We start from the raw sequence: 12,995 nt of genomic DNA, 5'->3' as shown, positions 1-12,995 counted from the left end.
AAAACGACGAACGCCCCGGTGCAAACCGGGGCGTTTTTCATTTGCCCCCTTCAGGCGCGCGTTATCGGCCAAGCGGCCCGGTCAGCATCGCATCGGCAGACAGCTTCGGTCCCGCCCCCTTTTCAAACACCGCCACCCAATGCGACGGGTTGTCCGGGTTCTGCTTGGCCACAAACGTGTAGCCGGTCTTGTGCCAGGCGAGGATGCGGTTGGTCACATTGTCCAGCACGTAATCCCCCTTGTCCGTCCGCAGAACCAGCACGGCATGGGGATCATCGCGGCGGTCCAGCACCACCGTCAGCAGCAACCGATCCGGCGAAATCCCCGCATGGATCAGCGCGCGCTTCTTGAACAGCGCGTAGTCCTCGCAATCGCCGCCCCCCGCGCCGGGCAGCGCCCACAATTCCTGCACGCCATACTGATCCTTGTCGGTCACCGGCCTGATCGCGGCATTGGCGTCCTTGTTCACCTGCTCCACCTTGGCCAGCGCGCGCGGCGTCAGTTGCGCATTGCTGGTCTTACCCGCGCAGGCCCAGGGATAGGCCCGGCACAGCCCCTCTGCCCCTTCCGGTGTCGGTGCTGCCATCTTCGCGGGCAGATAGGCGCCGTGGGCAGAGTCAACCGCAAAGGCGGCCGGGCTGAACATCGCCCACAGGGCAAGCGCAGACATAAAGGATCGCAGCGGGCGCATGGCAGTGGTCCCCCAAAGGCATTTCTGGACGTGGGTCTGTCGGCAGATGTCGACGCGGCAGCGCGCCCGGTGCGCGCATCCTGTCCCCCCGCGCATCGTTCACGGAACATGTCACAATCTATGTTGGTATGTCTTATTGTTTCACAAACAGCGGCAAATAACCGCCCGCGATGCGACGCATCTCCGCCCATGCAGACAAACGCCCCCCTCGCCCTCACTGCCGCAGGTGACCGCCCCCCGTCGCTATTCCCCCGCCATATCCGGCCGCCACAGCAGAACCTGCCCACGCCCCGCCCGCTTGGCCGCGTAAAGTGCTGCATCGGCATGGGCCAGCATCTGCGCCACATCTGCCCCCGGCACCTGCGCCGACAGGATCAGGCCGGCGCTTGCCCCGATCCGGCAAACCGCATCGCCATAGGGAATCGGCTCCGACAGCCGCGCGATGATCCGCGCAATCCGCCCCAGCGCGGGTTCCACCCGATCCATCCCCGGCATCAGCAGGACGAACTCATCCCCGCCGATCCGCGCCACGGTATCGCCCCGGCGGCTTTCCTCAGAAAGGATGCGCGCCACCACCAGCAGCACATGATCCCCCGCCGCATGGCCCAGCGCATCATTCACCTGCTTGAACAGGTCCAGATCCAGATGCACCAGTGCAAATTCCGGCTCTGTCACCACTTCCACCGCCAGATCCAGACCGCGCCGGTTGCGCAGCCCGGTCAGCGCATCGGTCAGCGCCTGTTCCTCGGCCACCACCTTGTCACCGTGCAATCGCGCGTTCAGCGCGCGCAACTCCTCCAGCACGGCGGTCTTTGCTTCGTACAAATACAGCAATTCCACCGTCAGATCGGTCGGCGCGAAATCCGCCTCGGTCAGCGCATAGCGCCGCACCGCCTCGACCACGCCAATCCCGAAGGACAGGTTCACCAGCGCCCCCTGCCCCGGCCCCATCGGCACCGCCAGCCCGCGAAAGGCCAGATCGGGCCGTCCCCGCACTTCCAGCTGCACCTTGCCGCCACCCGCCTCCAGCAGCGCCGCAACGGATCCAACCGAACCCCCGTGCCGCAGATCGAACAGATCGCCAAACGCGGCCCCAACCAACCCGCCCGCTGTCGGTTCAGTCGCCCCGACAAGCCGCACCAGCGTGTTTCCTGCCGAAAGGATGCGCCCGGCCCCGTCCAACGCCAGATGCATCGGCATCAGCCGCGCCAACGCCTCTGCCGCCAGTTCGAACCCCGCCGCCATCACATCGCCCCCAGCGTGAAGGCCCGCCCTTCGGCATGATCGGCATCCAGCAGCCGGATCGTCAGCACTGCCGCGCCATCCCCCGCCTCTGCCCCCGCCTCCAGCAGCGCCAGCGCGCCATAGTCATCCGCCATCGCCCGCAGCAGGCCCAATGCCACCGCCCCGGCCCCGGCAAAACCCGGCGCGATGGTCAGGCGAAACTCATCGCCCCCCACCGCCTCCAGCCGCATTGCAGGCAGCGCCAGATCGGGCAGCGCCAGCCGCGCCCGCGCCGGCAAATCCTCAAGCGATTGCAGAAAATCCCGAAAATCCATTCCGCCAAAGCGCAGCAGCCGCCGCACCGCCGCGCGCGATGGATGCGACACCAGATAGGTGCCCAAATCTTCCAGCAAATCATCGCGGCCACGATCCAGCCGGTCAGACGCCGCCTGCAACAGCCGCGCTGTCACATCGGGCGGGTAATCCAGCAGCGGCTCAAACCCACGCGGCGCGATGCCAGCCGCCCGCGCCGCATCCAGCCAAGCCGGCATTCCCCAGCCATCCCGCAGAAAACACTGGATCGCCTTGTTGATCAGCCCGTTCATCGCCCCTTCGGCCCCTGCTCGCCCTTGCGGACAGCAGGATCGCCGAATCGCGTCAACAATTCCTTACGGCAGCAGCACGATCCCCCCGGCCACGCCCAGCGCGTTCAGCGGCGCAGGCGCCAGCGCCACCGGCGCATCCTGCAATTCGCCGATCAGCGCCTCACCCTCGGTCCGGTCCGGCAACATGCCCGCCATCGCCGCGGCCGACCGGCGCTGCACCTCGCCGCCACGCATCCCGAGACCTTCATAGCGGATGAACCCCGACGGCTCGCGCAGCAGGACCAGCGCCTCTTCGCCCGGCGCATCGGTCCACAGATCGGCCACCACGAACACGCAGCCGGGCCGTTCCGTCCCCGGCAGCGGGCTGCGGCACGCATCAATCCAGCTTTGCAACTCCATCGCCGGGATCGCCGCCAGCAGCATATCGCGCGTGGCCGTGGCCCCGGCAGGCTGCACCGGCATCACCGCGCGCAGATCGGCCAGCAACGTTTCGGCCTCTTGCGCGATCACCACCGGATCGCCGCTTTCCGCCCGCTCCTGCGTGCGTGCCGCCATCCGCGCCGCCAGCACCTCTTGCCCCGGCTCCAGCGCCAGCGTCTCCAACCGTTCCAGCGCCAGCGCCCCCGCCCGCCCCCAACGCTCCAGCGCCGCAAGGTCCAGATCGGCCGCCGTCACCTGCCCCGCCTCCAGCCGCGCCAGTTGCGACCGCGCCGAAATCGCCTCGGCATTCAGCACGGGCGTCAACCACAGCGCCGCCGCCACCATCATCGCAAGCGCCATTCCCAGATTGGCCTGCCGCACCAGACCGCGCCACCCCGCCCCGGCCAGCAAGGCGCGCAGATACAGCACCGCATATCCCGCCGCCATCACCGCCAGCACCACCCCGAACAGCCGCCCGGGCGTCCATCCATGCTGCACCACCCGCTGCATCAGCGCCCAACCCGCAAGCGCCACCGGCACCGGCAGCAGCAGCGCCAAACCCTGCGCCGCGCGGGGGATCACCGCCCCCTCTGCCGCCTGCGCCTCGTCCCGCTCCACCACCGCGCTGACCAACGCCACCGCGCAGGCCACCAGAAACAGCAAGGTGACCGCCGCCGAAATCCCCTCCGGCAACCGCGACAGTCCCTGCATCGGCAGCGCGACCAGAAACACCGCCATCACACCCAGCAGCGGCAGCGCCAGCAGCCGCAACAGCCGCAGGATCAGATCGGGCGACAGCAGATCGGCATTCTCCACCGCCACCGCGATGCCCACGCCCAGCGCCACCCCGGTCACCATCCCCGGCAAAGGCCCGCCCTCCGCCATCAGCCAGTCGATCACGCCCAGCCCCACAAGGCCCAGCAGCGCATCCGACAGCCAGATCAGCCCCCAGATCAGCCCGGCAAAGATCCAGGCCATCACGACCCGCACCACCAAAAGCCAGCTTTCCGAAAACAGCGCCGCATAGTCGCGCCAGCCCGGCCCGGCCGCCGCGATCAGAAAGGGCAACGCCAGAAAGCAAAGCGCAAAGGCCGCGGTAAAGGACAGGTCGGCGAAATGAAACTGCGCCACCATGTCATAACGCAGCGATGCCAGCAGCAACAGCCCCGCCACACCCGCCGCCAGCGGCGCAGCAGACAGCGCCGCCCGGCCCAGCCGCAATGGCCCCGCCATGGCCAGCAGCCCGCCAAAGAAGACCACCGCATATGCCGTCAGAAAGAAATGCAGCCGTTCGGGCAGGCCACCACGCAGCGCAACTTCATCCAGCAGCCAGAGCGAAAGCCCCGCCAGCGCCCCGGTCAGCGCCAATAGGCCGCGCCGCTGCATCAGACCACTCATTCGCTCAAGTCCCCACTCGGCGGCCTGGCTCACGCAGGCCTTCCCGCGCGCAGGCTATCCTGCGCGGGCCCGCCGGAAAAGGGCTAACTCGGGCAGCTTGCACCGCCCGGGGACGCGCCTCAGAAATCGGTGGGCGCGCCACCCTCTTGCTTGCGGCGGGCGACAAAGCGGCGCAATTCCTCTTGCGCCGTACCGTCCATCGCGGGGGCCTCAAACTCCTCAAGAATCTGCTTATAGATCCGGTGCGCCCGCTCCGGCGTCCAGACCGATCCATCCTGCTGCCAGGCCTCATAGTTGCGCCAGTCGCTCACGAAGGGCGCATAAAAGGCGGTGGAATAGCGTTCCTGCGTGTGCTGGCAGCCGAAATAATGCCCGCCCGCACCCACTTCCTTGATCGCGTCAAAGGCAAGGTCATCCTCGCCCGTCGCAAAGGTCGCCTCTTCGAAATAGCGCTGGATCATCTGCAACACTTCGCAATCCATCACGAACTTCTCGGGGGATGCGATCAACCCGCCCTCCAGCCAGCCCGCCGCGTGATAGACCATGTTGGTCCCCGACTGCACCGCAGCCCACAGGCTGTTGGATGTCTCCCACATCGCCTGCCCGTCCGGCACGTTCGCCGCGCAAACACCGGATGACCGCATCGGCAGCTTGTAGAACCGCACCAACTGCCCCGTCATCTGCGTCGCACGCATGTATTCCGGCGTGCCAAATGCAGGCGCACCCGACTTCATGTCGACATTTGATGTAAAGGTGCCAATCGCCACCGGGCAACCGGGCGCGATATATTGCAAAAGGGCAATCGCGGCCAAAGCCTCGGCCAGCGACAGCGCCACCGCCCCCGCCATGGTGACAGGTGCCATTGCCCCCGCCAGCGTGAACGGCGTCACGATCACGGGCTGCCCGCGCTTGGCCAGCCGCATCGCCCCGTCCAGCATCGGGAAGTCATGCTTGAGCGGCGAGACCGAGTTGATGTTGGTATACATCCGCGGCTTGGCCTGGAATTCCTCTTCCGTCAGCCCCCCCGCGATGCGGGTCATCTCCATCACATCTTCCACACGCTCCGCACCCAGCGAATAGGCGTGCACCACCTTGTCGGTCAGCGTCAGCTTTTCATACAGGCAGTCCAGATGCCGCACCGACGGGTGAATGTCGATCGGCTCCACCGGGTAACCACCGGCGATATGGATGCAGTTGAAATACTGCGTCAGCTTCATGAATTCCTTGAAGGTCTCGAAATCCCCGGACCGCTTGCCGCGCTCCAGATCCCAGGCATTGGGCGGGGATGAGACGTTGACGAACACCATATGCTTGCCGCCGATGATGATCTCACGCTCCGGGTTCCGCGGCGTGATGGTGAATTCGGATGGCGCATGCGACAGCATCTCCATCACGAAATCCTCGTCGAACTTTACGTTGGTGCCGTCCACCTTGCAGCCCGCGCGCTTCAGATGCGCCACCGCCTCGGGGTTCAGGAACTCGATCCCGATTTCCTTCAGAATGCGCATCGCCGCCTTGTGGACGCGCTGCACGCCATCGGCATCCAGCGGCTCCACCGGGGCATCTGGATTGACCGGGATACGCCAGGGCATCTGGTCGATGACCGCCGTGCCGGCCCGCTGCTTGTTCCCCGCCCGTCCCCCGGCGCGGCGCTTGCGTGGCTCTTCGTTCATGGCATCCTCCGTCGGGCGACCGTCCCGCTTTGGGTCACCATGGCGAAGCGGGGCGGCAAAGGACACTCCACCCACGACGCGCATATGTCGTTTTTCGCAACTGCCCGCGCGCCCGCTCACCGGGCAGGGGGCATCCCGCCCCCCGCACCCCCCTCAGCGCGTCAAATAAAAGGCAACCCCCGGCCTGTCGCCAAAGCGGCCCCTGCCCATTCACCTTGGCCCAAATACCCAATCAACGCCCGCCACACACACCACGGCGGCAGGACAGGCGCTTACCCCGCCAGCCCGTCGATCCAGGCACCCAGATGCCCGATATCGGGCAGCACCGCATCGGCATGGGGGGCAAGGTCTGCCGCGCCCGCCACCCCGGTCAACACCGCCACCGCCCGCATCCCCGCCGCGCGCCCGGCCTCAAGGTCGTGGCGGCTGTCGCCCACCATCACCACGCGCGCCGGATCAAGACCCAACTGCCGCGCAAAGGCCGCGCACATCCCCGGCCCGGGCTTCGCGCCGTGGCCGCTGTCATAGCCCGCGACGTAGTCGAACAGCCCGCCGATCCCATGCGCCGCCAGATGGGCATGGGCAGTGCCTTCCACATCATTGGTGGCCAACCCGATCTTCAACCCCCGCTCGCGCAGCGCGCCCAGCACGGCAGGCAAGTCCACGGCGGGCAACATCGGCGCGCCCTCGGCCATCTGGTTCATCCGGTCCTCCAGATCGCGCGCATTCGATCCGGGCACCGTCGCCGCCAGCGCGGCCGAAATCTCGCCCGAGGTGCCTGCGATCACCACGCTGTCGGGCGCAAAACGCCCTGCCACCGGATCAAACCCGATCGCCGCACCCAGCACCTGCGCCGAAATCCCCGTCTCGGCCGCCAGCATATTCACCAACCGCACCGCCCACGCGCCCCAGCTGGCGCGGAAATCGAACAGGGTGCCGTCCTTGTCAAAGATCACACCGTCAATCATGCCCTGCACCCCTTGCCCTGTCTGTCCATTGCGCTGCGCCATCTTTGGTCTGCCGTTTTGCCTTTGGCAATCCGGTCCGCCCTCATCACGTCCAATGCATCATCTGCCCGCCCGGCAGCGCCGCCCGCGCCTGCATCGGCAGGCCGTACGCGATCCCCGCCGCGTCGCAAAAGGCCACCACCCAGGCATCATCCATCAGCACGAAATCCAGCACTGCCGCCAGAAACTCCGGCTGCCCCGCTGCTTCGGCCACACTCGCCGCCGTGGCCCCGGTCGCACCCAGAAACTGCCCGAACAGATCATCCTGCCCCGCCAGCCAGCCCAGCGCCTGCAAGGCCACCGTTTCCGCCGCCTCTGCCTTCATTCCGCATCCCCCTGCAAAAAAGATCAACTTGCGCCCGTTCTGGAAAGGTTCCGTTAACACCTTGGTAAGGGTTTGCGAACCAAACTGCCGGAACCGTAGCAGGGACAAACCAACAAGACACGCCATGGCAGGCAGGATACTGATCGTAGATGACGTGGCGACGAACCGCATCGTGCTCAAGGTACGGCTGGGGGCGATGTTTCATGAAACCTTCCTCGCCTCCGATGGCGCGGGCGCCCTGCGCCTTGTGCGCGACTGCAAGCCCGACCTGCTGCTGCTCGATCTGGAACTGCCCGATATGGACGGCATCGCCGTCCTTCAGGCGTTGCGCGCCGATCCCGCCAGCCGGGACCTGCCGGTGATCGTCCACACCGCCACAACCCATGCCGAGGCCCGCCTCGCCGCCCTGCGCGCAGGCGCAGATGACGTGATCCCCAAACCCGCAGATGAACAGCTGCTGCTGGCCCGCGTCCGCAGCCTGCTGCGCCGCCGCGACCCGGCCGAGGTGGCACAGACCCCCCTCCTCGCCCTGCACGATCAGGCCGCACCCTTTGATTGGCCGGGGCTTGTCGCGCTCACCGCATTCCGCCCCGAAGCTGGGCCCCGCCTGCGCCGCGCGCTGGCCCCGCTTCTGCCCCACCGGCTGATCCTGTTTGGCCGCGCCGCCGCCCTGGGTGGCGATGCTACAGACCCGCCGCCGCCGAACACCCCCGATGCCCAATCCGATTCTGGCCCCAATGCTGGCCCAGACGCCTATCTGATCGATGCCACGGGCAGCAGCGCCGCCGCCTTCAGCCTGCTGTCAGAACTGCGCTCCGATCCCGACAGCCGCCATGCGGGCATCGCGCTGCTGACAGACAGCCCTGTCAGCGCCGCCATGGCCTATGATCTGGGGGCCGACGAATCCATTTCCGCCGCAGCATCGGATGCCGAAATCGCCCTGCGCCTTGCCGCCATGGTCACCCGCAGCCGCGCCGCCGCCAGCCGCCGCGCCAGCCTGCGCGACAATATCCGCCTTGCGATGACCGACCCGCTCACCGGCCTTTACAACCGCCGCTTTGCCCTGCGCCGCATGGGGGAAATGTCTGTCGCCGCCGTCGACAGCGGCACAGGCCCCGCCGTGCTGATCGTCGACATCGACCGTTTCAAGCAGGTGAATGATCGCTTCGGCCATGCCGCAGGCGATGCAGTGCTGGTCGAGGTTGCGTCACGCCTGTCGGCGGGACTGGCCGAGTCCGATCTGATCGCCCGCATCGGCGGCGAAGAATTCCTGATCGCCCTGCCCAACCGCAGCCTCGCCCAGGCGCAGGACAAGGCCCATGCCCTGTGCTCTGCCATCAACGGCACACCGGTCACCTTGCCCGATGGCGCGCGGGTGTCGCTGACCATTTCCATCGGCCTGTCCGTATCGCGCCCCGGCACCCTGCCGGATGAGGCAATCGATCTGGCCGACCGCGCCCTTCTGGCGGCCAAGATTCAAGGCCGCAACCGCGTGATCGTCGGCCGATCGGCCGCCTGATCCCGGGATTGCCGCAGAACCGCTATTCGTCCCCGCCCGGCCGGCCCGGCCCATCATTGCCGCCACCCCGGCGCAGCCGCCGCTCCAGCCGGTCGGCAAAGGCCGCGCGTTCCTCGGGTGGCATCGCCGCCAGCCGGTCCAGCAGCAAATCCCGCCCCAATTCGATCCGCCGCGCCATGCGCCCATCCTGATTGTCCATCACCACGGCCAGCGCCGCCGGATCAAAGGGCTCGGTCCGCAGCACTGTCAGAAACGTCTCAAGATCGTCGCGCATCGCGCGGCGCACATCGCGCATCTCGGGTGCGCGCTCCACGAACTCCCGCCGCAGCGCGTCACGGTCGCGCGGCGACAGCGCCTCGGTAAAGGGGCCGAAATCCAAATCCCGCACCATCCGCGCGCGCGGATCTCCGTCGCGCAACAAGGCCCCGGCCACCAGCCCAACCACGGCCAGATTCAGCGCCACCGAAATCCCCAGCGCGATCCGCACCCCCTTGCCCGAAGACACAGGCGGCGCAGGGGGAACCGGCGGCACATGGGGCTGGGGCGGCTGCGGGATGGCATCCATATCTTTCGTCTCACTCATCGCTCAATTCCCAGCCAACAGCGCATCCACGCTGGATACCAGCTCCACCGTCTCCAGTGGCGTGCCCAGCACGGCATCGCCCAGCACCGAAAGACCCTCGGGCTGGACAAAGCCGATGAACAGCCCCGCCATCGCCGCCGTCCCCATACCGGCCAAAGCCCCGGCCCCGCCAAACAGCGCCGCCAGCCGCGACCACAGCCCCGGACCACGTACCGCTACTGGCGCAACCGCAACGACCGCGCGCGGCTGCACCTCCATCGCATCGGCCAGCACCCGCGCCATCAACGCCTCGGACGGCGGCAGCTGGGTGCTGCGCGCCTCGGCGAACAGATCGTCAAGCCCGGTGCTGCCCTGCATTGCGCCCGTCTCTGCCTTCTCAATCCTCGTCGTCATAGCCCAACTCCTCGCGCCGCCCCGCCAGAATGGCGGTCAGCGCCCGTTTCGCGCGGGCGGTCAGACTTTCGACCGCCTCAACGCCAATGTCCATCACCACGGCAATCTCAGGGTTCGTGAACCCCTCGATATGGCGCAGCACCACCGCCTGCCGCTGCCGATCCGGCAGCGCATCCAACGCGGCCTGCAACGCGGCCATCCGGTCGGCCTCGATCATTCCGGCCACCGCGCCCCGGTCGCCATCCGGCACCTCGGGCGCATCGTCCAAGGCGCTGGCCGGGCGGCGCTTGCGCGCGCGCAGTCGGTCCGTGCACAGGTTGGTCACCACCCGATACAGCCAGGTCGCCACCTGCGCCTCGCCCGCCCGCCAGCCGGGGGCCGCACGCCACAGCCGCAGCATGGCCTCTTGCGTCACATCCTCGGCCTCGGCCCCGTCGCCCAGCAGACGCGCAGCATAGCCCAGCGCGCGCGGCACCAGCCGCTGCGTCAAAGCCCGCGCCGCCGCCGGATCGCCGGCGGCATAGCGGGCCAGAAGCGCCGCGTCGGTATCCTTCGCCAGTTCTTCGGCCTGCATGTCGCGGGGCATGTCCATTCTTCGTCCGGCTTACCGCTTTCACCCTTGTCCTGCAAACCCCGCGCGCCGGGCAACCGGCGCGCGGGACCCCCCGAAAGGGTTAGTTAAAGAACCAGCGGCTTCCATGACCCTCGCCATGGCCTTCGCCCCGACCATGCTTGCCACCCTTGCCGCGACCGTCGCGCATTTCGGCCATCTTGGACCGCGCGGCCTCGATCTCGGCTTCGGTCAGGGCACCATCGCCATCGGCATCGGCCATCTCGAACATCCGCTCCGGCGCGGCGGGCGTGGCGAATTCCGCCGCCGTCAGCATCCCGTCGCCATCCGCATCATGGCGTTCAACCATGCGCGTGGCCATCTGGTCTGCCCGCTCCTGCATCCGCGCCATATGCATGGCCGACAGTTCGGCGGTGGACAGCTTGCCATCCTTGTCGGTGTCCATCTCGGTCACACGGGCCGCGCGAAAGGCGTCCATCTCGGCAGTGGTGATCTTGCCATCCTTGTCGGCGTCCACCGCCGCGAAATCGAGACCCGCCATCGCGCCACGGCCCATCGGTCCGTCGCCCATCGGCCCATCCCCCATGCCTTGCGCCATGGCAGCGGTCGACAGCATCACGCCAGACACGGCCACAAGGGCCAGCATCGACAGGGCATTGCGTTTCTTGGTCATCTTGCTCTTCTCCTCGATCGGGTCTGCAGGCCATCCCCGCCACCCTTCTGACCGTCAAACGCCGCCCACCCGTGGTTCCGTCGCTGCCCGCCACCGCTTTTCTGCCCCACCCCACGATGTGCGGATTTCCGCACGGCGAAATGCTGTGGCGATCTGTCCCCTCCCCTTCGCTGCATCCGCACGCTAGGAGTTCGGGCTTGACCGCAGCCTCCCCGACTGGATCGACCGATGCCCGACGGACAGTTTCCGCAAGACAGCCTGCGTGACGATCTGCTCGAAGACCGCCCCCTCGGCCCCGCCATGCGCCGGGGCTGGCGTTTGCGCTGCCCCAATTGCGGCGCAGGCCCGCTGCTGCGTGGCTATCTCAAGGTGCGCGAAAGCTGCCCCGTCTGCGGCGAGGCGCTGCATCACCAGCGCGCCGATGACGGCCCGGCCTATCTGACCATCCTGATCGTGGGCCACCTGATGGCCCCCATGATCCTTTGGGTCTTCACCACCTACCGCCCCGATCCGCTGGTGCTGGCCTCGGTGTTTTCCGTGGGCACCGTGGCGCTTTCGCTCTACCTTCTGCCAAGGCTCAAGGGGGCCTTGGTGGGGGTGCAATGGGCGAAACGGATGCACGGCTTCGGGGGCAGGCCTTGACCGAAGGGCGCGAGGCGGATGCGATCCGCCCCGCCGCGACCACCGTCCTCTTGCGCCGCACCGCCGATGGCCCACAGGTCCTGATGGGCCAGCGCGGCGCTGGCGCGGTCTTCATGCCATCGAAATACGTCTTTCCGGGGGGCGGGGTGGACCCCGCCGATCACCGCCCGCTCACGCCGGGCCTGCTGGGTGACGCCTGCCTTGCCCGCCTGACCCAGTACTTGCCCGACCCCGCGCCTTCACCCGCCGCGCTGGCCACCGCCGCCCTGCGCGAACTGGTCGAGGAAACGGGCCTGACCCTTGCGCCGTCCGCGACCCCCGCCCTGCGCTTCATCTTCCGCGCCATCACGCCGCCCGGCCGCTCCCGCCGATTTGACGCGCGCTTCTTCCTGATCGACGCCAGCCATATCGCAGGCGACCCCGACGATTTCTCTGCCGCCTCGGATGAGCTGTCGCATCTGCACTGGATCGGCACAAATGCCGCCCGCGCGCTCGACCTGCCCTTCATCACCGAGGTGGTGTTGGCCGAGGTCACCGCGCTGGCCATGGGCCACCCCGATGAAGGCACCCCCTTCTTCGACAATTCCGGCCCGATCCCCACCTTCCGCCGCCTGCTATAGGGCGGGGGAGCCCTCCAGCACCGCACCGGGCCCCTCGCGGCGCAACCGCCATTCCGCGGGCGGCGCGCCCCGCGCGCGTTCGCGCGCCAGATGCCAGACCGGCCCGCTTTCCTCCAGCAGCGTCGATCCCGATGGCAGGGGCCGCATCCGCCAGCGGCTTTCCGCCCCCGCGGCGCCCCCGTCCCCCGGCGTCAGCATCAGCCCCAGCGGCACAATTCCCCGCCCCGCGTGATGCGCCGCCTCTGCCCCCGCCTCGGCGGCAAGGTTCAGCCGCCGCACGGGCGTCAGCCCCGGCACGGCGGCCATCTCGGCCACCACCAGCGGCACCGCGCCCGACCGCAGCGCCTCTTCCATCGCCCAGAGAATATCCTCGGGCCGCCGTGCCCGCGCGCAGATCAGCCGCCCCGGATCGGCAAAGCGCGCCACACCGTCGGGATAAAGCCGCTCTGCCTGCCAGCCGGGGCAGATCCACAGCACCGGCCCCGCACATTCCGCCATCACCTGCACCGCCAGCGCCACCCGCGCCGGGCCGCAAAATTCATGCACCCGCCCGCGCGCCAGCGCGACACCCGCCGCCGCCCCGCCGGGCATCGGCTGCATCCCGCGCGAATGCGGGCCAGTGCTGTTCAAGATCGGCAGACTCATGGATCA

At 68.0% G+C, this 12,995-nt stretch carries 15 protein-coding genes; 3 read left to right on the top strand and 12 right to left on the bottom strand.

Translation table 11 applies throughout. The features are described from left to right. Positions 1 to 61: 61 nt before the first annotated feature. The 7 genes from RSE12_06825 to RSE12_06795 all read right to left on the bottom strand — a co-directional run bounded on the left by RSE12_06825 (position 62) and on the right by RSE12_06795 (position 7,343). Positions 62 to 670, bottom strand: coding sequence for a transglutaminase-like cysteine peptidase (locus RSE12_06825; GenBank protein ID WRH64040.1), 609 nt, complete (start codon positions 668 to 670; stop codon positions 62 to 64). Positions 671 to 934: 264 nt separating this feature from the next. Further along, entirely contained in the window at positions 935 to 1,936 is a 1,002-nt protein-coding gene (locus RSE12_06820) for a GGDEF domain-containing protein (GenBank protein WRH64039.1), read from the bottom strand. Further along, positions 1,936 to 2,520: a heme NO-binding domain-containing protein gene (locus tag RSE12_06815; protein WRH64038.1), complete on the bottom strand. Its 585-nt coding sequence runs from the start codon at positions 2,518 to 2,520 to the stop codon at positions 1,936 to 1,938. The genes RSE12_06820 and RSE12_06815 overlap by 1 nt, the downstream gene beginning before the upstream one ends. Positions 2,521 to 2,583: 63 nt before the next feature. Beyond that, positions 2,584 to 4,338: a DUF4153 domain-containing protein gene (locus tag RSE12_06810; protein WRH64037.1), complete on the bottom strand. Its 1,755-nt coding sequence runs from the start codon at positions 4,336 to 4,338 to the stop codon at positions 2,584 to 2,586. Between the two features lie 119 nt (positions 4,339 to 4,457). After that, a complete protein-coding gene (locus tag RSE12_06805) occupies positions 4,458 to 6,011 on the bottom strand; it encodes a trimethylamine methyltransferase family protein (GenBank protein ID WRH64754.1) in 1,554 nt (517 codons plus the stop codon). Positions 6,012 to 6,283: 272 nt separating this feature from the next. Beyond that, the gene (locus RSE12_06800) at positions 6,284 to 6,979 is read right to left on the bottom strand and encodes an HAD family hydrolase (protein WRH64036.1); all 696 of its coding nucleotides are present in this window, start codon (positions 6,977 to 6,979) and stop codon (positions 6,284 to 6,286) included. Between the two features lie 85 nt (positions 6,980 to 7,064). Then, the gene (locus RSE12_06795) at positions 7,065 to 7,343 is read right to left on the bottom strand and encodes a DUF3572 domain-containing protein (GenBank protein ID WRH64035.1); all 279 of its coding nucleotides are present in this window, start codon (positions 7,341 to 7,343) and stop codon (positions 7,065 to 7,067) included. 124 nt (positions 7,344 to 7,467) lie between these two features. Between RSE12_06795 and RSE12_06790 the strand changes: the two genes are divergently transcribed. Next, positions 7,468 to 8,862, top strand: coding sequence for a diguanylate cyclase (locus tag RSE12_06790; protein WRH64034.1), 1,395 nt, complete (start codon positions 7,468 to 7,470; stop codon positions 8,860 to 8,862). Positions 8,863 to 8,884: 22 nt separating this feature from the next. Here the strand turns inward: RSE12_06790 and RSE12_06785 are convergent, their stop codons facing one another. From RSE12_06785 to RSE12_06770, 4 genes are all read right to left on the bottom strand, one after another. Beyond that, positions 8,885 to 9,445 carry a periplasmic heavy metal sensor gene (locus RSE12_06785; GenBank protein WRH64033.1) on the bottom strand — a complete coding sequence of 187 codons (561 nt, stop codon included), beginning with the start codon at positions 9,443 to 9,445 and terminating at the stop codon, positions 8,885 to 8,887. A 3-nt stretch (positions 9,446 to 9,448) separates the two neighbouring features. Continuing rightward, positions 9,449 to 9,838 (bottom strand): dihydroorotate dehydrogenase, encoded by a 390-nt coding sequence (locus RSE12_06780; GenBank protein WRH64032.1) that lies wholly within the window; start codon positions 9,836 to 9,838, stop codon positions 9,449 to 9,451. Further along, positions 9,822 to 10,430 (bottom strand): RNA polymerase sigma factor, encoded by a 609-nt coding sequence (locus tag RSE12_06775; protein WRH64031.1) that lies wholly within the window; start codon positions 10,428 to 10,430, stop codon positions 9,822 to 9,824. The genes RSE12_06780 and RSE12_06775 overlap by 17 nt, the downstream gene beginning before the upstream one ends. Positions 10,431 to 10,512: 82 nt before the next feature. Next, positions 10,513 to 11,082 carry a hypothetical protein gene (locus RSE12_06770; protein WRH64030.1) on the bottom strand — a complete coding sequence of 190 codons (570 nt, stop codon included), beginning with the start codon at positions 11,080 to 11,082 and terminating at the stop codon, positions 10,513 to 10,515. Between the two features lie 228 nt (positions 11,083 to 11,310). On the opposite strand from RSE12_06770, the gene RSE12_06765 reads away from it, so the two are divergent. Continuing rightward, the gene (locus tag RSE12_06765) at positions 11,311 to 11,724 is read left to right on the top strand and encodes a DUF983 domain-containing protein (protein WRH64029.1); all 414 of its coding nucleotides are present in this window, start codon (positions 11,311 to 11,313) and stop codon (positions 11,722 to 11,724) included. Further along, positions 11,685 to 12,344: an NUDIX hydrolase gene (locus RSE12_06760; protein ID WRH64028.1), complete on the top strand. Its 660-nt coding sequence runs from the start codon at positions 11,685 to 11,687 to the stop codon at positions 12,342 to 12,344. The genes RSE12_06765 and RSE12_06760 overlap by 40 nt, the downstream gene beginning before the upstream one ends. On the opposite strand, the gene RSE12_06755 is transcribed toward RSE12_06760, so the two are convergent. Then, positions 12,339 to 12,989, bottom strand: a complete 651-nt coding sequence (locus tag RSE12_06755) for a hypothetical protein (GenBank protein WRH64027.1) — start codon at positions 12,987 to 12,989, stop codon at positions 12,339 to 12,341. The two genes, RSE12_06760 and RSE12_06755, sit on opposite strands and share 6 nt — an antisense overlap. Between the last annotated feature and the right edge of the window lie 6 nt (positions 12,990 to 12,995).

The sequence above is a fragment of the Fuscovulum sp. genome (assembly GCA_035192965.1).
In the GTDB taxonomy this organism is placed as follows: Bacteria; Pseudomonadota; Alphaproteobacteria; order Rhodobacterales; family Rhodobacteraceae; genus Paragemmobacter.
This window is presented reverse-complemented; position numbering and strand designations above follow the sequence as displayed.